This window comes from Curvibacter sp. GW821-FHT09D12, assembly GCF_059416245.1.
Genome location: NZ_JBWKOU010000016.1, coordinates 23,143 through 42,187, shown reverse-complemented (window position 1 = coordinate 42,187; position 19,045 = coordinate 23,143). Strand labels below are relative to the sequence as shown.

18 protein-coding genes and 1 pseudogene are annotated in these 19,045 nt (G+C 57.3%); 8 read left to right on the top strand and 11 right to left on the bottom strand.

Features of this window, described 5'->3' with window-relative positions; all coding sequences use genetic code 11:
* Nucleotides 1-429: 429 nt before the first annotated feature.
* Complete coding sequence (gene mobI, locus AC07PT_RS21995) at nucleotides 430-906, bottom strand: conjugative transfer protein MobI(A/C) (protein WP_494658095.1); 477 nt, start codon at nucleotides 904-906, stop codon at nucleotides 430-432.
* A gap of 508 nt (nucleotides 907-1,414) precedes the next feature.
* Here mobI and AC07PT_RS21990 point away from each other — a divergent pair.
* Both AC07PT_RS21990 and AC07PT_RS21985 read left to right on the top strand, forming a co-directional pair.
* The gene (locus tag AC07PT_RS21990) at nucleotides 1,415-2,449 is read left to right on the top strand and encodes a ParM/StbA family protein (protein WP_494658094.1); all 1,035 of its coding nucleotides are present in this window, start codon (nucleotides 1,415-1,417) and stop codon (nucleotides 2,447-2,449) included.
* Nucleotides 2,446-3,051, top strand: coding sequence for a hypothetical protein (locus tag AC07PT_RS21985; protein WP_494658093.1), 606 nt, complete (start codon nucleotides 2,446-2,448; stop codon nucleotides 3,049-3,051). Before AC07PT_RS21990 ends, AC07PT_RS21985 begins: the two co-directional genes overlap by 4 nt.
* A gap of 40 nt (nucleotides 3,052-3,091) precedes the next feature.
* Here AC07PT_RS21985 and AC07PT_RS21980 read toward each other — a convergent pair whose 3' ends face one another.
* Complete coding sequence (locus AC07PT_RS21980) at nucleotides 3,092-3,319, bottom strand: hypothetical protein (RefSeq protein ID WP_494658092.1); 228 nt, start codon at nucleotides 3,317-3,319, stop codon at nucleotides 3,092-3,094.
* Nucleotides 3,320-3,513: 194 nt separating this feature from the next.
* Between AC07PT_RS21980 and AC07PT_RS21975 the strand changes: the two genes are divergently transcribed.
* Entirely contained in the window at nucleotides 3,514-4,209 is a 696-nt protein-coding gene (locus AC07PT_RS21975) for an HD domain-containing protein (protein WP_494658091.1), read from the top strand.
* Between the two features lie 348 nt (nucleotides 4,210-4,557).
* Here the strand turns inward: AC07PT_RS21975 and AC07PT_RS21970 are convergent, their stop codons facing one another.
* The 3 genes from AC07PT_RS21970 to AC07PT_RS21960 all read right to left on the bottom strand — a co-directional run bounded on the left by AC07PT_RS21970 (nucleotide 4,558) and on the right by AC07PT_RS21960 (nucleotide 7,194).
* Nucleotides 4,558-5,706 (bottom strand): GGDEF domain-containing protein, encoded by a 1,149-nt coding sequence (locus AC07PT_RS21970; protein ID WP_494658090.1) that lies wholly within the window; start codon nucleotides 5,704-5,706, stop codon nucleotides 4,558-4,560.
* A gap of 532 nt (nucleotides 5,707-6,238) precedes the next feature.
* Complete coding sequence (locus tag AC07PT_RS21965; RefSeq protein ID WP_494658089.1) at nucleotides 6,239-6,985, bottom strand: hypothetical protein; 747 nt, start codon at nucleotides 6,983-6,985, stop codon at nucleotides 6,239-6,241.
* The gene (locus AC07PT_RS21960) at nucleotides 6,985-7,194 is read right to left on the bottom strand and encodes a hypothetical protein (protein WP_494658088.1); all 210 of its coding nucleotides are present in this window, start codon (nucleotides 7,192-7,194) and stop codon (nucleotides 6,985-6,987) included. The genes AC07PT_RS21965 and AC07PT_RS21960 overlap by 1 nt, the downstream gene beginning before the upstream one ends.
* Nucleotides 7,195-7,529: 335 nt before the next feature.
* Between AC07PT_RS21960 and AC07PT_RS21955 the strand changes: the two are divergent.
* Together AC07PT_RS21955 and AC07PT_RS21950 are read left to right on the top strand one after the other, a co-directional pair.
* Nucleotides 7,530-7,832 (top strand): annotated as a pseudogene (locus AC07PT_RS21955) (transposase); the annotation flags it as partial.
* Nucleotides 7,820-7,981 (top strand): hypothetical protein, encoded by a 162-nt coding sequence (locus AC07PT_RS21950; RefSeq protein ID WP_494658182.1) that lies wholly within the window; start codon nucleotides 7,820-7,822, stop codon nucleotides 7,979-7,981. The pseudogene AC07PT_RS21955 and the gene AC07PT_RS21950, both read left to right, overlap by 13 nt.
* A 65-nt stretch (nucleotides 7,982-8,046) precedes the next feature.
* On the opposite strand, the gene AC07PT_RS21945 is transcribed toward AC07PT_RS21950, so the two are convergent.
* From AC07PT_RS21945 to AC07PT_RS21920, 6 genes are all read right to left on the bottom strand, one after another.
* Nucleotides 8,047-9,807 (bottom strand): methyl-accepting chemotaxis protein, encoded by a 1,761-nt coding sequence (locus AC07PT_RS21945; RefSeq protein WP_494658087.1) that lies wholly within the window; start codon nucleotides 9,805-9,807, stop codon nucleotides 8,047-8,049.
* A gap of 3,410 nt (nucleotides 9,808-13,217) precedes the next feature.
* Entirely contained in the window at nucleotides 13,218-13,529 is a 312-nt protein-coding gene (locus tag AC07PT_RS21940; protein WP_494658086.1) for a hypothetical protein, read from the bottom strand.
* Between the two features lie 165 nt (nucleotides 13,530-13,694).
* On the bottom strand, nucleotides 13,695-14,255 hold the full coding sequence (locus AC07PT_RS21935; RefSeq protein ID WP_494658085.1) for a GNAT family N-acetyltransferase: 561 nt from the start codon (nucleotides 14,253-14,255) through the stop codon (nucleotides 13,695-13,697).
* A 177-nt stretch (nucleotides 14,256-14,432) separates the two neighbouring features.
* Complete coding sequence (locus tag AC07PT_RS21930) at nucleotides 14,433-14,831, bottom strand: HAD family hydrolase (protein ID WP_494658084.1); 399 nt, start codon at nucleotides 14,829-14,831, stop codon at nucleotides 14,433-14,435.
* Nucleotides 14,832-15,480: 649 nt separating this feature from the next.
* Entirely contained in the window at nucleotides 15,481-15,861 is a 381-nt protein-coding gene (locus AC07PT_RS21925) for a hypothetical protein (protein ID WP_494658083.1), read from the bottom strand.
* Between the two features lie 10 nt (nucleotides 15,862-15,871).
* The gene (locus AC07PT_RS21920; RefSeq protein ID WP_494658082.1) at nucleotides 15,872-16,573 is read right to left on the bottom strand and encodes a hypothetical protein; all 702 of its coding nucleotides are present in this window, start codon (nucleotides 16,571-16,573) and stop codon (nucleotides 15,872-15,874) included.
* Nucleotides 16,574-17,057: 484 nt separating this feature from the next.
* Between AC07PT_RS21920 and AC07PT_RS21915 the strand changes: the two genes are divergently transcribed.
* Genes AC07PT_RS21915 through AC07PT_RS21905 form a run of 3 tightly spaced genes read left to right on the top strand, consistent with a single transcriptional unit; the run spans nucleotide 17,058 to nucleotide 19,029 of the window.
* Nucleotides 17,058-18,173, top strand: a complete 1,116-nt coding sequence (locus AC07PT_RS21915) for a chromate transporter (protein ID WP_494658180.1) — start codon at nucleotides 17,058-17,060, stop codon at nucleotides 18,171-18,173.
* 51 nt (nucleotides 18,174-18,224) lie between these two features.
* Nucleotides 18,225-18,566, top strand: a complete 342-nt coding sequence (locus tag AC07PT_RS21910; protein WP_494658081.1) for a hypothetical protein — start codon at nucleotides 18,225-18,227, stop codon at nucleotides 18,564-18,566.
* 10 nt (nucleotides 18,567-18,576) lie between these two features.
* Nucleotides 18,577-19,029 carry a chromate resistance protein ChrB domain-containing protein gene (locus AC07PT_RS21905; protein ID WP_494658080.1) on the top strand — a complete coding sequence of 151 codons (453 nt, stop codon included), beginning with the start codon at nucleotides 18,577-18,579 and terminating at the stop codon, nucleotides 19,027-19,029.
* Nucleotides 19,030-19,045: the final 16 nt, after the last annotated feature.

Sequence of the window (19,045 nt, the reverse complement as noted above, 5' to 3'; positions counted from 1 at the left end):
GAAATGATTGGAAATGCAGCGCCGAGGTTAGTAATTCATGAACACCCACACACAATCCGAGCAAAGTCATTCGCTAGATTGTTTGGTTCATCTATGGTTGGCGGAAAGATGAAGTCAAGACCTATCGATGAGCAATGCCGGGATGGCATTTTGTGATTCTGATCGTGGATCTATGGGTGCGATGCATCCGAGCGTCACGAAGTAGCTGTAGCGCAACGAATTCGACAAGGTGTATGACCCGATCCTAGTCGTCTAAGGTCAAAAAGAGGAACGCAAACCCTATTCATATCTGCTGTTCCCATGATCCCTGGCGTCGATGAGTCAATGGTTGGATATCGCGCCAGCGCCTATTGGATGCCGCCATGAGTTAGTCGTTGAGGTTCACCTCAGATCCAATCCTCAGACCATTTCAACTTGCCCGGAAGGCGATCAACCCTCTTCTTCGTAAAGTTTTTCGGCCTCTGCGATCTTTGCCTCAGTGATTTTGCTGAGAGTTTTTGCATGTCGCATTGATGTCACTGCTTTGATAAGGTGATTGAGTTGCCTTCGGATGTACTTCAATTCCGTCTCTGTCAATTTCACCATTGGCCATTCCCATGGTTGTGCATGAGACTTCAATGCTGCTTCACTGTAGGTGAAGTTCTTTGCATCTCTTGCAATTGCCTTTCGAATTCGTGTTCGATTGGTTTTTGGTCCGTACCAATTGATGGCCTGCCACCTGGCCTCCATGCTGTTGCCCTTGATGGTGTAGGTCAACTCAAGCTTGCTCTTGGACTCCGGCCCCGTACTGCGTGCACCATGAGCATTGACGTGCAGGTAGTACCGATCTGCGACCCGCATGGCCTGGTTGTGCAGCTCTTTGATCGCGACTTCGATCGCTTCGGTTGCCGCGTCAAATGATTCCATAGTACCCCCCGAATCGTCCTTGTTACTGTAGGCGGATGTACCCCCCAAATCCGCTATGTGGATTTCACCGCGATCCGATGTTCTGTGAAGCGTGCGAAACGCTAGGCCCGAAGCGGCTAAAAAGTTGTCCGCCTATACTTAGGTGGAACAGGGGGGTACTTCCGCATAATTATAAGCGGACAACTTTTTGAGGGGGGCAAAACGTCCTCTTTTTTGATGGACTTCAGAGGGTAGATCCGCCTTGATTAGGCGGATCTACCCTCTAGATCTTTGTCCAAAGTGCTCGTGGAGGCGTCTATGAGCGATGCATGCGCCTGCCCCGGCCTGGGGATGGGGTGTTCGACCTGGGCCAGACGAGCGAATCCGCCTTGTCGATAAGCTTGCTAGGCCTGATCTGAGCCATCGCGTGGGGCCTTGGTCCGGTCGCTCACTGGAGTGTTCCTGATGAGCTACTGCGATGTCACTGGCTGGCGACTGAATTGCATTTATTCATTTAATTGCAATTAAATTGAATTACAATGTTATCTTCAATTATCGCAAAGAGGTTGCAATGAACATTGTTGGTCAAGACATCGGCTACTCGAACATCAAGATTGCGTACGGCACTGCTGAACAGGGCATGAAAACTGCAATTCGCCCAGCGGGTGCAGCGCCTGCAGATCGATTTGGTGGCCGTTTTGATGGCAAAGCCCAAGATGATTTTTTGCACGTCTTGGTCAACGATCAACCGTTCATCGCGGGTGTTTCCAGTGACCGAGCCGAAATGTGGGAGCGGTCCTTGCATGCGGATTACTCCAGCACCGAATCCTATAAAGCGCTTTTTCACGCAGGCCTGCTGATGACGGGCATGACCGAAATCGATGTTCTCGTCACGGGCCTGCCTGTATCCCAATTCCAAGATGAAACACGACGTAAGGCGCTGGAGGCCCAATTCACGGGCAAACACAAAGTGACGCCCAAGCGCACGGTGGAAGTCAAGTCCGTCAAGGTGGTTGCGCAGCCCATTGGCGGGTTGTTTGACATGCTCAATCAAGATGACGAAGCGGGCGATAATGCCGTCATTGACGAGGAGGCTCGCATTCTCGTTGTTGATCCAGGATTCTTCTCATTGGACTGGGTGCTGATCAGTGATGGCGAATACCATCGCCGATCCAGCAATACCAGCTTGCAGGCGTCCTCGGTGTTGCTGGAGCAGGCAGGAATTTTGATTGCGCAGGAGTACGGTGCTAAACCGACTGTTGAAGCACTCGAAAACGCAGTGCGCGCCGGTAAGACCTCGATTTTGCTGATGGGCCAGCGCGTGGACTTCCAACCCTATTTGAAGCGCGCCAGCCAAGAACTCTCATCGGTGATTGCGAATTCGATTCAAAAATCGCTGCGCAGCGAACAGATGTCGCCTGACATCGTTGTTCTCACGGGCGGCGGTGCTGACTTCTTCCGCGAAACTATTCAAGATGCCTTCCCGCGCTTGAAAGTGATTTCTCCGAATGAGCCGGTGCTTTCTAATGCCCGTGGTTTCTGGCTGATGGGATCGGTCGCGTGACGCTCAAGGTCGTAGTCGAGTTGAATGAGGCGTTCCAGGATCTTCAGGGGCATTTGCAAGAATTGCCCTCTCAGATCCGGTCTGAGCGTCTTCGCACCTTGGCTTTGACCGGGTTGCATATTGAGCAAGGGCGGATGTCTGCCTTTGTTTCACGCGCATCCGGCCTTCATCTGGGTGAGATCAAAGAATATGCCCGCGTGGTTGTGATTCTCAATGAGGCTTATCCAGAACTGCTGGGAGTATTCACAGGGATTTCCCCGCGATACCGTGCGGCACGGCTTCGCTCATTGGCCTCGATTGGGTTGAATGCGCTGGCAGCTTCTGCAGTACATGCGGGGGGGATGGTGGGCGTTTCAATGCCAATCTCGGCATCCTCTCCGCCCGCCCCGGCGAATCAGGCATCCTTGGATTCCACTACCGAATTCGCCCGCCCAACTGTGCCCGAAGCCCCGCGTCAGTCTATTGCAGAGGTGGATGCAGTTCCGGTGACTCGGGCTGAGTCATTGCCGGAAGCATCCGACACCCCGGTTGTGGCGGCTCCCGTTCTACCCCGCAAGCCCAGTAGTCGGCTTGCAAAAATGGCCAGAAGCCTCGGAAAGTAAAAAGCCACCCTTGGGTGGCTTTTGCTTTGGGCTGGTGCTTTCAAGGAGGTCCTTCTTCGCACTTGGCCAGGCATTCTTGGACATGACTCAGATCCGGCGCCAGCGCCCGATACCCCGGTGAAGTGGAAAGCTGGAACGAATCAATGAGAACATCGCGCCCGGACGTGATGTGAACCGGCATTGTGCCCTCTTCGATCATTTCATCCAGCTTGAAAAGCGGAATATCGAGTCGGTATGCGGCTTCTTCGCGAGTGATAAGGTCGTCCATGTTGCCCTCTCAAATTTCAATGGTTTGATATTAATCCCATTCTCTGGAATATTCAATCATTATTTGAATTGCTGTGGAGGAATTTTGAAATTGAGATTGTTTATTCAATTCGGTATTTCTAGATTCTCCTGTCACGGTGATTCTTCAAACGATTGGGAGGACAATGCCGCAACGCCACCCCCTTTCTGACAACGATGACGCATGCCTCTCCTGCGGGTGATCACGAAACGCTGCGCCTCTACTGGGCCTGCAGCATGGCCACAGCGGCTGCGGCCAGCTCGTCGGGCGCGATCGATGAGTTGCTGCAGCGCTGGCGCGAGCCCCACCGGGCCTATCACACGACCCAGCACCTGCAGGAGGCCTTGGATCTGCTCAGCACCTGGTGCACCTGGTGCACCGGGGGCAGTGGGAGCACCAGGTGCGCCAGCAATTGGCCCTCGGCGCTGGCTCTGGCCCTGTTCTTCCATGACGCTATCTACGACCCCCATCGTGCTGACAACGAGGAAGCGAGCGCTCAGCTGGCCAGGTCGATGCTGGGGCCTGTGGGCGTGCCCGAGGAGATGCTCAGTGCGATTGACCGACTCATCGACGTGACACGGCACGCGGCCATGCCGGCGCTGGATGACGAACGCCTGATGGTGGACATCGATCTGGCCATCCTGGGGGCGAGGCCTGAGCGCTACGCGCAGTACCGGGCTCAGGTCCGACAGGAGTACCGCCACGTGGCCGAGCAGGACTTCCTGCGGGGCCGTCTGGGGGTTGTGGAGCGCTTCCTGGGGCAGGGCCTGGGGCTATTTCACACGGAGCGCGGGCGGGCTGAATTGGGGGCGCAGGCGCTGCGCAACCTGGCGGCTGAGGCTCAGGATCTGCGTGCGCAGCTGACTCGTTGAGGCCCAGGCGCGCGATCGAGGCGCAGGTGGGGGAGGGCGGATGTCTTATCCCAGCGGTTTCCAGGGATCGACTTCCCGTTCCGGGAAATCCTTCGGGGGTGGCAGCGCCGCCTGGCGTTGAGCCTGTCGTTTGATCTGGCGCCTCGTGCGAGGCACCTCGTCTCTGGATTGCCTTGTCTGCATGGTGCAAGACTACCCGGACTGGTGTGGCAAATCCACCTTGCGCCCTGCTGGCTTGTTGCGCCTTTGCATCACGTTCGCTTGCGGCAGGTGATGGCTGGTTTGACGAGCGGCAGCAGGCGGCGCGAAAAGGATCGGCTCTGTCCTGAGCTTGCGGCCTTGGGCAATTTACGCCGGCACCACCCTGTTGCGGCCTGCTGCTTTCGCTTCGTAGAGTGCTTGGTCAGCTCGGCCCACCACCGGATCCAGCGTCTCATCTCCAGGGCGGACCACGGTAACACCGATGCTCACAGTGCAGTTGGGGGTGTTCGCGTCTGAGTTGTTCTTCTCGACCGAAATTCGCAAGCGATCGGCCAGCGCCATGGCCGATTCGGTCTCTGCGGCGTGCAGCAGCACGATGAACTCCTCTCCCCCGTAGCGGCCAAGTCGATCAACCTTCCGAAGGCCCCTTTGCAAGGTCTGGGCAATCATCTTCAGAGCGCGATCTCCGGCTTGGTGTCCGTAGGTGTCGTTGACGCGCTTGAAGTAGTCCACGTCCACCAGCAGCAACGCATAGGGCTGTTGGTACCGCTTCCAGTGTTCGTGCTCCTCCTCAATCAGGTCGAGGATTGCTCGCCGGTTGAAAGCCCCGGTCAAGTCGTCGTGGCTGGCCAGGTGTTCGAACCTCTGCCGAACGCGTTCATTGACCATGAGCTGGGCCCCCACCAGCACCACCAGAATCGAGCAGCTGAACGTGCCGATGTACACCGAGTGGATGAGGGAGCCCCCGTCGAAGCGCTCTGTCGTAGGCGCATCGATCCAATAGGTGGCAAGCGCCCGGGTCAGGAGCACGAGCGTTTGCCAGCCCATGGCCACGAGCATCAACCGGGCGGGGAAACCTCTGCCGTACAGGGCCAGTATGCGGGTGTGGGCGGCACAGATTGCGGCCATGCAAAGCGCAAAGATGAGCATGCGAGGTCTGTAGTCCGGCCAGACGACGAAGAAGGCCAAGAGGCCCACCATGCACACGCTGAAGAGGGTGGCCCATGGCCACCACCGCCAGGGTCGATCAAGGAAGCGAGTTGTTCCCGCTAGCAGGGCCAGCGTTGCGGCCATCAGAAGGCCGTTTCCTCCGATGCCGACGACCACGGCAGGGACTATCCCCTGGAGTCCGTAGAAGAGCGTGGAGAGCAGCGCCAGCAGAGGCGCACCCCCCCATAACCTGAGACCTAGGATGCTGACGGGGCCGTTGCGGCGCATCCCCAGCAAGACCGTGCCCATGACAACGCACTGCAGGGCGGCCAGAAATGTGAAGCTACGCAGATCCAGAGAGGTCATCGGACTCGTGCGTGAAAAGAGGTGGAACTTTGAGTCATGGTCGTCTGTTTGTATCGACTTGGCATGCTGGATTCTGGAGGGATTTCGGGCGCGGCAGAACTATCCTGCTATACCGGGCCCAGTTGGGTGTCCAGGCCCTGTTAGGCGCCTTTGGTGATCATTTGGCTGCGCAGTAGATCTCCGCCAGGGACGGTGGCGATCTGCAGGTGAGTCGCGGTGTTGCGCTCCGATCGCTGTCTGAGGGCAACGTGCTCTTTATCACGGCTGGATGCTGGCTTTCCCGGCCTTCTGGGGTGACAACGGGGATAATCGTCGCGTCTCAGTTTCTGAGGCCCTGTCTTTCCTCCCTGAGGCAGGCTTTGCACAGCAAAGTTCACGCGGCTCCCATCAGGGGGCCGCCTTTTTTGGCACACCTGGCAAAGCTGAGACCTCTACGTACTGCTCTCGCTCGCCACCAGAACCCCATGCAACGGCGGTGGCTGCGTATGCGGCGGTGAACTGAGACGGCAGTCACCCGTACCCGGGCTCGTGCTCACTCGCTTGGCGGAGGCGAGACGCTTTGACGCCGTTTGGCTTGTGTTCGTTCGGCTTTGGCCTTTTTTAAACGCTGGATCGCATCTTCAAGGTCAGCATCCGCCAACAGGGTGTCACCTGGTACAAGGAACCAGCCCTTGATGCAGCGCAGGTCTCTTACCGCTATCTGAATATGAGTGTCTGAGTGAATCGAGCTGCCATCGGCGATGAGTTTGCCTTGCTCGAATGCGCCACGCGCGGCTTGATAGGGGGCATTGGCAATGATCGATTCCGCATCACTGTTTTCCAAGGCCTTCTCGAAGACCATGGCCCGATATTCGTCCACCATGTCGCATACTGCCTTGTCGAACGCTCTGTGCAACAAGTCCTCGTCCCCAGGAAAAGCTGGTTTGTTGACGGGGATAGCGGTTCCCTCTTCGGTGTGAGCGAGTATGAGAGCGGTCGATGCCTTGGTGAAGTTCAGGATACCGATTTGCGTGGTCAGATCGAACCACCGGTCTACCTCCAAGACAGCGCCCACCACTGCTGGTTTGGCGATTGGTTGTTTGGTCAGGAGATGCGTGGGACGGATGTGTGCGGCTTCTGCGAGTTTTTGCGCCCGATGCTGGTCGCCCTCAAAGAAATAGAAGCCGTCTCCGAGCCAATCGTAAGAATTTCTCGATATCTTGGGCTCTATTTCGCCACGCACCAGCCGATCGCGAATGGAGATGTCGCAACCGTGGTAGGCCAGAACTACTTGGCCCATTACTGATAGGACTTTTTGAGTTTTCCTGTCGGCGTGATGATGCCGGTGGCTTTCATGAGCAGAGCTGCTTCTGCTCCGGTCAGTGTTGGAAACACGAACTCAGACCCCTGTTCCTTGAGGGTGCGTCGGACGACTGTCCCCAACCCCACCGCAGCCGCATTGCGGGGGCGCTGGCGGGTTCTGGATTTGGAAGGTGTCTCGGTAGCCATGCTTGTAGTTTGCCACAGACGGTGATTTCTCGCGCGGATAACGCCACGTTGCGAATGCAATGCTCGTACGAGAAAAGACGTGTTCGTGACGGGGCTGAACAAGGATTCCTTTCACACGGCTGCTGTTCCTGGGATCGCGGGGCCTCGAAGACACGAATGCGCAACTGCAGACACGATTCCATCGTTCCCGTCGCTCACAGTTCGGAGAGTGTTCAAGCAGGTTCCGAACTCGTGTTGATCCTCGACCATAGGGCTGACCCTGTCCCATGTTTTAGTACCGTTTGGTAACAGAGCTGCCGGCATGATGAAGGCCTGTTTTAGGCCAGGAGCATGTCATGAAAAAGAGCAGGTTCACTGAAGATCAGATCGCGTTCGCACTCAAGCAAGCTGAGTTGGGAATCAGCGTTGAGGAGGTCTGCCGAAAGATGGGCATCAGCGATGCGACGTTCTATGTGTGGCGTAAGAAGTACGCAGGCGTGGGTCCCTCGGAGCTGCGTCGACTGCGACAACTCGAAGAGGAAAACCGCAAGCTCAAGCAAATCGTGGCCGATCTGAGCCTGGACAAGGCGATGTTGCAGGCAGTCGTTGCAAAAAAGCTTTGAGGCCTTCGCAGCGGCGCGCATTGGTGCCCGAATTGATGCAGCGCTTTGGATGCAGCCAACGCAATGCGTTGCGTGTGGTGAAGATGTCGACCTCGACCTACCTGTACAGAGCGGTCAAGAAGGACGAGTCGGCACTGAAGATGCGCATCAAGGAGATCACCGACACAAGGGTGCACTACGGTTAGGCGCAGCCGCTCGCGAATCTCTACCGAGCACGCATGACTACAAAGTTTGCCAACATAAGCTCCAGTTAGAACGACTCCCAGTCGTCGTTTCCGCCGGCCGTTGCGGTGGCCGGAGCTTTTGTCGAGCTGGTCAGCGCAGGGCTGGGGGCCTTGGCCAGGCTGGGCTGCTTGGGGGCTGCAGCCTTGAGCAGAGGCGCAATGGTCGGCGCCTTACTGAACTGGCGCGAAGGCAGTGCTGCGGGGCTGGACTGCCCCACCCGGCTGGCCTGGCCGTCGATCTTGAAAACCGAAACCAGCTCGGCCAGGCGTTGCGATTGGTTCTTCAGGCTGTCGGCAGCAGCGGCGCTTTCCTCGACCAGCGCCGCATTTTGCTGGGTCACCTGATCGAGTTGGTTCACCGCGTCGCCGATTTGGCTGATGCCGCTGCTTTGCTCCATCGAGGCGCTGGAGATTTCGTTGATCAGCTGGCTCACTCGCTTGACCTGGTTCACTATGCCTTCCATGCTATGACCGGCCTCGTCCACCAGAACGGTTCCGTTCTCTACGGTTTCGACACTGGCGCTGATGAGGCTCTTGATTTCCTTGGCGGCTTCTGCCGAACGTCCGGCCAGGCTGCGCACCTCGCTGGCTACTACGGCAAAGCCACGGCCTTGCTCACCGGCACGGGCTGCTTCGACCGCCGCGTTCAACGCCAGGATGTTGGTCTGAAAGGCAATGCCATCAATCACGCCGATGATGTCCGAGATCTTCTTCGAAGATGCCGAGATGTCTTGCATGGTGGCCACCACCCTGCCGACCACGGCGCCGCCCTGTTCGGCCGCTTGTGTGGCGTCGGTGGCCAGGCGGCTGGCCTGCTGGGCCGTGTCGGCATTGGTCTTGACGGTGCTGTTGAGCTCTTCCATCGAGGCGGCAGTCTCTTCGAGGTTGCTGGCCTGTTGCTCGGTGCGCTGGCTCAGGTCGGCGTTGCCGGTAGCAATCTCGGCCGAGCCGGTGGCGATGCTGTCGCTGCTCAGGCGCACCTGACCGACGATATCGACCAGACGTTCGTTCATGTGCTGCAGGGCGCGCAGCAGGTCGGCTGGCTCGTCGCGCCCCTGGATATCGAACTTCGAGGTCAGGTCGCCTTGAGCCACCGCCTCGGCCACCGCCACGCCGGTGCTCAAGGGCTGGGTGATAGATCGGGTAACTAGTACCGCCAGCACGGCTCCAATGAGCAGTGATAGGCCTATCACTACCATCGATACGACAAGTGCTTGCTGGTAGCTGCTTGCGGCGCCAGCAGTGGCAGCATCGGCACCGGCGATGTTGATGTCAACATCCTTGGATAGGGCCTCCATCACCTCTGAAAATAACTTGGCAGCGTCTCCGACGGCGATCTTGCGGGCCTCTTCTACTTCCTGAGCAGAGCCCTCTGCCAGCTTCATTTGCTTCTCTTCGATGGCCTTGAACTCGTCCCAGCCCTTGCGGAGTCGTTCGTAGGCCTGTCGCTCTTCGGTGGTGGCGATCATCGGTTCGTACTTGGCGAACAGTCCCGGTAACTTGCCTGAAATGTCCTGCTCATAGATCTGGCGTTGAGTTTGACGCCCTTCGGGACCGGCTTCCAGCATGTGGCGTAGACCAGCACGCCTGATCTCATTGAAGGTGGATCGGATATCTCCAAGTACCTTTACGCTCGGAAGCCAATTTGTGCCTAGGTCTGTAGCATAAAAGTTGGCCCGGCTCATCTGGTAGATGCCAAAGCCCCCCAACAGGCTGAGCATCAGGAGTACCAGCGCAAAGCTGGTCGCCAAACGAGTACCTATCTTGAGCTGTCGCAACGCCTGCATGATCATCCCTTTAGAAGTTGAATCTTGGAAACATCCTGCAAACGTAAGCGAGTGCCTCTCACGTATGCCGAATCAATGTCATGTACTCTATTTGAAAACGATAAAAACAGCAATATAGACTTGTTATTGGCGAAATATGATACTTTTCGAAGTGTGTTCGTCGCGTATCAATCACTGATTGCTACCCTTCGTTGAAGACGCAGACGATTGAAATCGGGCGATCTCATTTTGGCAATTTATGATGATTTTGCACTCGATTCGACGCACAAAACATGGGGCTTACTCTTGGATCGAGTGGCATTTGCGTGCACGTAGTTGTGGGCATCGGTCATCAGGGGGTCTTCTAACAAGGTCCACCACCGGGAGGGCGCGTTGTCCGCACTCAACGACAGGCCGGCTGCCGATCGGGTGGGGTTGGGGTCCTCGTGTTTTTAGTGCAATTTGGGACGTTTCGGAATCCTGCATTCACGCGGGTCTCCGGGCAACATCCTCTTTGAACCCTCATGAATACTGGGTTCGCTGACTCCCTCCCAACATCTGAATTTGGGTTTGTCGCCACGAGTCCTTCGCAACAGAGGAGGTGGGGCATGACCAAGCTTGACCCGGGGAGTTATCCACAGATTCGGTGGACAAAGCTGATGTGATTTCAGGAATAGGCCGTCCCAGCTTGCTTGGTTCGGAGTGCTGAAATTTTGTGCAATCCCGATTTCGGGGGCGAGTAGCAGCGGAACGGTGGACCGGCGTAATGCAAGCCTCTTGCCTTGTCAGCAGACCTCGGGCCCTGCAGACCATCGGGTATCAATGAGACCAATGTGATGCCGATATTGGCGGATTAGCGTGCTTGCCGCAGAGCACGGCCAAGGCCTCGTGCGTCCGTTCCTTGCGCCAGAGACCAACACACTGCCGTTCACCGGCTGCTGCAGCCCTCCGGGCTTCCAGATCTGTGAGCCCCCAGCAGCGCCACCACCCGGCAGTCCACCACGCGCTCCAAGAGTTCAAAACTTACGAGGAGGACTCGACAAGCGTCACGAGCGCTCGGCCGCGCCGACCGAGTGAAGAGCCCGACTGACTTTGCTGTCGATTCTCTCCGCCTGTTGAACTCGCACCTCATCCAAATCAAGGACTTGGAGGTGACCGATCACCCACTCTTGTACTGCGTGCTCTCTCAGTTTTGTATTTTCGGGAATTGTTCTCGCTGAGTTTTGTATTTTTCAATCCCGATGGCCAGTTGACGCCATGGGTGTGACTGCACTGCTGTGTGCCTGGAGGAACCGCCGAACAAGCGCCGGCCCTCGATCTGAACTGTTCGACTGGGTGCAGGACTGACGCATAGGTTGGCCTCAACTTGTATCCCGGCTGTCGCGTTGGTCTTGCTCGCTTCCGGTGCCTGGCATATGTGCCCTGGTAGGATGACCGAGATCGGCCAGGAGCGGACATCGGGAGCAGCTTTTGAACAACTCAAAGAACGTTTGAAAAATAATCAAACGCGGCAAACTCCCCGGCCAAATCGCTGATGATGCCCTTCACTGGCTACTTGAAGGCAAGGACGTCGCGCTTCGTCTTACTCCAATGGAGTCGGACGTCGGAACGACTGCGCTGGATGGCAAAATGATAATTAAGAAAACCCGGGCCGTGTTAAGAAAGCGTACAAGAGACGCTGTCAAAAGAGAGCTGGAGTGACAGTCCGCTTTGGATTCAGGTTAGCCGCACTCGATACGACAGATTGGCAAGGAGCCGACACTCGGCTTCGTTCGACAGTAACGTTCTTTTAGGGTGATAGATGTGAGAAAGACGTATGTTCGGCTCACTGACGAGGAGAAAGAAGCTCAAGGGCGGGCTCGGTGGCTCTGCATGGACTGCAGCAAAGACACGTTCACGAGCGAGGAGTACTATATGCTTTGGTACCGTGTCTGGCGGTCCATCAATTACAAGATAGATGGCATGCTTTGCCTCGATTGTGTTGAGCTTAGACTTGGTCGAAAGTTGGTTTCACGGGACTTTAGCAAAGCCCCGATAAACGAAATGCAAGCTCGATCGTGCCCTAATTTGGCATTACGACTGGGTCGTTCATAACGGACAACGGCCAGGAGCGGTCGATTCACCCAACCTGTTGATGTTAAAAACGACGCACACTAGCGCAGCTTGGCGTAGCTACCGGCACCGCAATTGGATTGCCTCGACTCTATTGGTGTTGGGCTTGCCTGCTACTGTTGGGGTGATGGTTGTGTTAAAGATCCTCTTCGGATTTTCTAGTGAGTTTCTGTTTGTCTCTGCGATGGTGGTGTGGTGTATTGCATGGGGCTGGGCCGCTTTTCGGGTGTCAAGATGGCCCTGTCCGCGTTGTAAGGCCCCATGGCTAGCGAACCAGGAGGTCCGAATTGGTGCGTCTCGGCGATGTGCGACGTGCAATTTAGGGCTTTATGAGGAGCCATAGCGATTGCGTGTCCGGAACCTGGTTGGCACAGCTCATACGGCAGAATACGGCCAAATCCGGCCAGTCGATGTGGCTACCTGGTAGCGGCCACTCGGCGCCGCTCTCGACCCAACTCGGTCATTTGCTCTTTTCCAAAGCAGTCATCTAGCAAGCCGTGTTAACCGGCGAAAGCAAACTTCTTTGAGATACAGCTAAGGGGCCATGCCCCATGTTGTCCGAGTGTCCAGCAGCGGCGCCAACACAGCGAGTACCTTGGCAGCGCTTTGCCGAGGAGCCTCCCACGACGGGTGCTGCATGTCCTTTAGCGACGCCGCTGCATTTGCTCCACCGCTTCGAGCTTCCAAGGGCACCGATCGGACACTTTGCTGTAGCACTTCGATAGCGGCTTTTTGCTCCGCCGAAAGAGGCATGGAAGGATCTGTAAGCAAAGATGTTGGCTGGAGCAAAAAGTGGAACAACTCGTCTGCGACAAGATAGTTGCCCTGATCGGCGCAACACTCTTCCGGCGTCATAGCGAGAGATCGCACGTGGCCGATGTACCACGACACTTCGGTATCGAATCTCTGAATCACATCTTGTGATATCGGTAGCGATGACGAGTGGTCCATTCGATCTTGATTGTCCGGTTGTAGCCGATTGATGTCATGAATTCCGAGTCAGACGCTTGGAAAGCCTCAGAGAAAGCCATGTGGCTAGGACGCCGATGCTGCAAGCACAGGGCAACACAATTAAGAGGCCCAGCATACCCAATCCCATATCATCACTTAGCTGAGCCCTGTCAGTTGCCCCAGTTGCCTGCATCTCGTAGTGGACCGCGAATTCGCTCAGCAAAAAATCGGCTAAAGCGGCCACCACAACTCCGAGGGCGACACAGCTGAGCAGTCTCAAATAACCTGGCGTGGAGGTCTTTGTCATCGTTGCAATGTCCGTTTTTGGCCGGATTCAGCCAGGGCGTTCAAGCAAAAGAAGTGTTGGGCTACCCATCAGGACATCCTTTTTTGTGGAGCGATAGAAGGGCAGCCACGAGCCAAGCTGTTGCCGCACAAACCCAACCAAGTGGAGACCACATCATGTGACGCTCCAGAAATTCGACGTCGCGCAATCCGATGCAGGGACCAAGCCAATTCGGGCCGAGCAGCAAAAGAGCAACCGTCATGATCACCGAGAGCAGCACAAAGGCAATCTGAGGACGAATCCCACGCTTGAGCCTCCACATCAAAATACCACCAACCAGTAAAGGCGGCAGCATGACCCAAAGGATAAGGATTGCGAACTCCGATTTGGTCATGATCTTAAATGTCTGCTTCTGGCCGACTGCCGAATTACGAGACTGACTGCTTCGCCAACGGGTGACCAGCGGCAAAGGGCCCATTGCCGTCAACTGGCGGGTCCGAAAGCAGGCTCTCAACGTGCAAGCGCAGCGGTAGGTGAAGCCATGCGCTGTAGCAAATGACTAGACCGGATTTGTTGTACTCCACTGCGCATAAAGCAGAGCGTACTGCAGGAGGTCGTGGTGCCTGCCCGCCCAGTACCCAGCTTCCCGCTGCCGCCCCTCTTGCAGGAAACCGAGCGCCGCGAGTAAAGCCAGTGATGCCACGTTGTCAGGATGCACCTGAGCCTCGATTCGATTCAACGGCACCTCTCGGAAACCCCAGGTGATGATTGCATTTAAAGCTTCTTTCACGTAGCCCTTGCCCTGATGCGCTGGAGCGATTTCGTAGCCCATGATGCAGGACCTCCAGTTTCGATTCCAGCGAAACAAACCACATGTACCGATCAGTCCCGGCTGGTCGCTCAACTCGATGGCCCAGCGTGCACCGGAAACCGGCTCGTTCCGCCAACTGGCAAACGTCGTGATCAACCTCTTGGCGCCGTCAAGATCTGGAATCGGATCCGATCCAAACCATTTCATGTGCTCGGCGTCGCAGTGTATTTGAAGAATATTCTCCGCATCCGATTCCACGATTTCACGCAGAGTGAGTCGGGATGTCTGCAGCGCTGGAAAATCGAACATTGACTACCCGTTGTCTAACTTTGATGTATCCCGTATTTTGCGAACTTTGCAGAGCGCTTGCGTGCTGCACCTGCTTCTGCAAAGTGAGCGCGCATGTAGTTCGTGAACGCGACGTGGATTCATTTTTCGACAGGAGTTTGATGGGCGCAGCCAACGGCCGCTTGTGACCGCATACTGTCAAAGTTCTCGTCCTCTTGTTGAAGCATTGCTTCGCACACGAATGGCTGCGAGCATCACATTTTCGACTGACTCCGGTGAGTCAAAGGCATCAAGCTTCACGACGTCAAGACCCATGAAGTTGTCGCGCTCGTTCCTCACGCCCACGAAGGCTACGCCAGTAGCTCGGGCTGCGTCCAAGTCGCCGAGGGAATCACCGAAGAAAACAACTTCCTGACCAGCGTGCCGATCAGAGATTTCCGCCAGAGCAATGGCCTTGGGAGTGCAACCTCCATAGACCTTGATGAAGCGGTGGAGCAGGTCATTTCTTGCGAGTTGTTGGGGTTCGAGTAGCAATGGAACGGGGAACCGACTTAAGGATTTCCAGACCTTCCGCGTCACCGGACGGCTAGATTTCACTTGGATCTCTCAATTGTCTCAACTCCCCGCGCTACTTCTTCTAGCACGACGAAGGAGTACCTGCCGAGCAGGTTGATGTGGTCATGGCCAAAAGGGGAGAGCCGTGCTTCGTCCTCGGGGCGTAATGCCGTTGCGTTCGAAGACGCAGACAGCCATGGTTTTCTGCGTATTCCGATGAAATCCGCCAGTGAGTCCGATTCAAATCTGCCACACTGTTGGTGCCAGGAGTCCCTCGCATTGGCTTGGATGGGGCATGACCAAGCTTGGTTCGGGAATTGTCCACAGAAGCGGTGGACAAAGCTGATGCGACTCCACAAAAAGGCTGTCGCAGCTTGCCTAGTGTGGGATGCTTAAATTTTGTGCAATCCCGATTCCGGCGTTCAAGTCGCAACGGAACGGTGAATCGACCTATGGGTTGCCATTGCTTCCACGCCGAACAGTGCTGTGGGTGACTGGGCAGTGAGGCGCCAGTCTGTGGCATCGCACTGGCGTGAGCCCGGGTGGACCCCGCCCGATGGCTTATTGATCGGGTCACCAACAAGACCTCGTGCATCCGGCTCTTGCCCTCCAGTGCGGAACGGACCGTGTGGGTAGCCCCTTAATCACGATCCGCCTTGCAGACAGTCCCCTGGTTCAAAATCGACTCTGTTCACGGCACAACTGTGATGCATCCGGCATCGGTGGCAGCGATCAGATAGCCTCGTGGATCGTAGCCCATCACCTGGTAGCAATAGGTTTGGTTGACATAGACCGAGTTGTCGATCAGGGAGGTTGCATTCACGGTGGCCAGCCGGTAGCCGTCGCGGAGCACATCGAAGCTGGCCACCCCGGGGTGGTCGCTCCAGTCCACCTGGATCGATTGCGGACCCACTCGGGTCAGGGCCAGGTTCAGCGGATCCACCGGAGGCGGTCCGCCCGAAACGACGACCTCGCCGCCGCCACCGCAGCCGACGAGTCCGGCCGTAATCACCAGGGCTATTGCGCCGCGCGCCAGCCAACGGCGGGACAGGGGGGTGTGGGAGTGCTGCATCTGGGGCTCCTCAGGGCGCAGTGATCGGGCTGGAGGTGACGCTGGGCTGCGAGGTGCTCAGATAGAACAGCGGTGCTGCGCTGATGGCGACAGGCTGATCGATGCGCAGTTCCAGGAATCGGTCTGCCGCGTTGGCAACATTCAACTGGGCCATTGCGGCGGCGGTCGGCATCGCATCGCTGCGCAGGACGCCAGTGGTGCCCCGCAGGTCAGTGCCGGCTGGCTGCTGGTTGAGTTGCACCCAGGCCACGCGCAGCAGCCCAGCGGCGACCTGGGCCTTGACCTCCAGGCGGATGGATTCACGCTGGGTGAAGCCCTGGCCGCCGTCGCTGACGACGGTCTCATTCTGGCTCACTGGGAGATCAATGGCTGTGCTGCCGACCACCAGGCGAAACGCCTGCACCGCGCCCGTATAGCGGCCTACGTAGGCGTCCGGATCGGAGTCGGGCACGCTGTCATCGTAGCGAGCCTGGAACGACCAGGTGCCCGAGGCAAGGTCAGCGCGGGTGAATGGCAGGTTGGCTGGCAAGGCCGCCAGTTGCTCCGCTGTTGGTGGCTTGAAGTGGCCGCTGCCAGACAGGGCGAGCGGCGCGGCGTTACAGGCCAGAGGCTGGTACAGAAGGGAAGCCAGGGCCAGCGCTGCAGGCGAGAGCATGGCGGCCAACTGGGAGCGGCGCACTGGGCGCTGTGGAGGGCAAGAATGAAGAGGCATCGTGCTTTCCAAAAACGCCCAAGCGGGCGGTAGTGAACTCAACGAATACCTCTCGCGGCGTGCTGACGCCCGACACAAAAAGTAGCAAATCAGCCGGGGCGCCGTGTATCCGTTGAGTCGCATCGAGCTTGGTACAGACGCGCTGGCGTGAGCGCTGCTATGACGACTCGAAGTGCCTGAGGCTGCCATTGCCGACAAATCACAATCCACCTTGCAGACAGTCCCCTGGTCCGAAATCGACTCTTAGGTGTTATTTGTTGGACGGCGTGCCTGTCCAGAATGGCCCTAGAATCCAACCAGCGGGGACTTGAGCGGTCTCCCCGCCGCCAAGGGCTGTTCTGGCCCCAAGTGCTGCTCCTGTTCATGGGTCTGTGTGCCCAGATGGGAGTTCGACTTGACATCTTCATCTTCATCTTCTCTTTCTTCGACGACTCCGCCCGCCACATCGGGACCGGTTTACACACTTTGGCAACTTGTTCGGTACATGTTGGCCCTAGGTGCCTGGGGCTTCGGTGGCCCCGTAGCCTTAGTCGGGTACATGTATCGGGATCTAGTCGAGAAGCGTCACTGGATCTCCGAGAGTGACTACAAAGAAGGCATGGCTCTGGCCCAACTGATGCCAGGGCCTCTTGCTGCACAGTTAGCCATCTACCTGGGCTACGTACACTTCCGCATCGTGGGAGCTACGCTGGCTGGACTCGCCTTCGTTCTGCCCTCCTTCCTGATGGTCGTTGCGCTGGGAGCTGCCTACAGTGCGTTTGGCGGCATCGGTTGGATGCAGGCGGTGTTCTATGGCGTGGGGGCCTCGGTGATCGGCATCATCGCCATGAGCGCATACAAGCTCACCACCAAGAACATCGGGCGTGACAGGCTCTTGTGGGCCATCTTTCTGATCAGTGCCGGTGTCACAGTGGTCACGAAGTCTGAAGTGGTGTGGCTGTTCCTGGGCGCAGGTGTGCTGGTCTGGTTCTGGCGTGCACCTCCCTCCTGGGCACGACGCGGGCGCCTTCAGGCCATTGCCGCGCCCATTGCGGCCTTCTTCACCCTTGAAGCTTTGGACTGGCACAAGCTGGCTCAGGTGGGTGGTTACTTCGCCTATGCGGGCAGCTTCGTGTTTGGCAGCGGTCTGGCCATCGTGCCCTTCCTCTACAGCGGGGTGGTCCAGGAATACCACTGGCTGACTGACCGACAATTCGTGGATGCGGTGGCGGTGGCCATGATCACGCCGGGTCCGGTGGTCATCACCACGGGTTTCATCGGCTATCTGGTCTCTGGATTCTGGGGGGCCGTTGTGGCGGCTCTCGCCACCTTCTTGCCCTGCTATCTGTTCACGGTGCTTCCTGCCCCCTACTTCAAGAAGTACGGCAAGCTGCCCGCCATCATTGCCTTTGTGGATGGGGTCACGGCAGCAGCCATTGGTGCCATCACGGGTGCTGTGATCGTGATCGGGGAACGTTCCATCACCGATTGGGTGACCGCACTGCTGGCACCGACCACTGCTGCCGTCCTGTGGAAATTCAAGAAGCTTCCAGAACCGGTGATCGTTGTGGCTGCGGCTTTGATCGGGCTGGCGGTGTACCCGCTGATGCACGGAGCCTGAGTGGGCCTCGCTTTGTCTACACATTGCTTGCCAAGGTGGCTTGCGTGGGCCTTGCTGACGTTTGGCATCGGGATCGTGCAGGCCGGAACCTCACCACCGCACCTTCAAGTCCTCACGGCTCAAGAGGTGCGCAAGCTACTGATGGGGCAAACCATCACCGACGGTTACCACTGGCGCTACCACCTCAAGCCCGACGGCGCCATTGATGCTGTGGAACTGGGCCGAACGCGAAAAGGCCGCTGGCACTTCGACGTTCATTGCCGCTGCATCAACATCATTGCGGGTGCTGCCCCCAGCGCCTGCGGGGAGTTAATCCGCGATGACAAGGGACTGGCCTTGGGCTTTCAAGGTCATCCAGTCCATGACATTCAGATCATTCCAACCCAACGTTAGGAGCATCGCCATGCAATGGATCACACGCGAACGACCCAAGATCGACCGCATCGCCTGCCCGTGGCTGGTCAAGCGCTTCATTGACCGCGACGCCGAGTTCCTCTATGTCCCGGCAACCGATGTGCTGACCATCGCCGCTGATACGGGGGCCATCCCTTACGACATTCCTGGCGTAGAGCTGAGCCATGTTGGAGAACGGTGCAGCTTCGATGCCTTTCTCTCCAAGTATGGCCTGCGCGACCCAGCGCTGGTTCAACTGGCCGAGATCGTGCGCGGGGCAGACACCTCCCGACTTGACCTCACGCCGCAGTCTGCGGGCTTGTATGCCATCTCGCTGGGCCTGTCCAAGACCTTTCAGGACGACCACGAAATGCTTCAGCATGGCTTGGTGATGCACGACGCTCTCTATGCTTGGTGCAAGCACGGCCAAGGCGAAACACACAATTGGCCTCCAGCGGGGTGACGACAGAGCAGAATCG

Bases quoted from the DNA above. Each gene is read 5' to 3' on its own strand.
- AC07PT_RS21935 (WP_494658085.1), bottom strand. From the start codon at position 14,255: ATGTTCGATTTTCCAGCGCTGCAGACATCCCGACTCACTCTGCGTGAA.
- AC07PT_RS21920 (WP_494658082.1), bottom strand. From the start codon at position 16,573: ATGCCTCTTCATTCTTGCCCTCCACAGCGCCCAGTGCGCCGCTCCCAG.
- AC07PT_RS21975 (WP_494658091.1), top strand. From the start codon at position 3,514: ATGACGCATGCCTCTCCTGCGGGTGATCACGAAACGCTGCGCCTCTAC.
- AC07PT_RS21980 (WP_494658092.1), bottom strand. From the start codon at position 3,319: ATGGACGACCTTATCACTCGCGAAGAAGCCGCATACCGACTCGATATT.
- AC07PT_RS21915 (WP_494658180.1), top strand. From the start codon at position 17,058: ATGTTGGCCCTAGGTGCCTGGGGCTTCGGTGGCCCCGTAGCCTTAGTC.
- AC07PT_RS21940 (WP_494658086.1), bottom strand. From the start codon at position 13,529: ATGACCAAATCGGAGTTCGCAATCCTTATCCTTTGGGTCATGCTGCCG.
- AC07PT_RS21960 (WP_494658088.1), bottom strand. From the start codon at position 7,194: ATGGCTACCGAGACACCTTCCAAATCCAGAACCCGCCAGCGCCCCCGC.
- AC07PT_RS21945 (WP_494658087.1), bottom strand. From the start codon at position 9,807: ATGCAGGCGTTGCGACAGCTCAAGATAGGTACTCGTTTGGCGACCAGC.
- AC07PT_RS21925 (WP_494658083.1), bottom strand. From the start codon at position 15,861: ATGCAGCACTCCCACACCCCCCTGTCCCGCCGTTGGCTGGCGCGCGGC.
- AC07PT_RS21970 (WP_494658090.1), bottom strand. From the start codon at position 5,706: ATGACCTCTCTGGATCTGCGTAGCTTCACATTTCTGGCCGCCCTGCAG.
- AC07PT_RS21965 (WP_494658089.1), bottom strand. From the start codon at position 6,985: ATGGGCCAAGTAGTTCTGGCCTACCACGGTTGCGACATCTCCATTCGC.
- AC07PT_RS21905 (WP_494658080.1), top strand. From the start codon at position 18,577: ATGCAATGGATCACACGCGAACGACCCAAGATCGACCGCATCGCCTGC.
- mobI (WP_494658095.1), bottom strand. From the start codon at position 906: ATGGAATCATTTGACGCGGCAACCGAAGCGATCGAAGTCGCGATCAAA.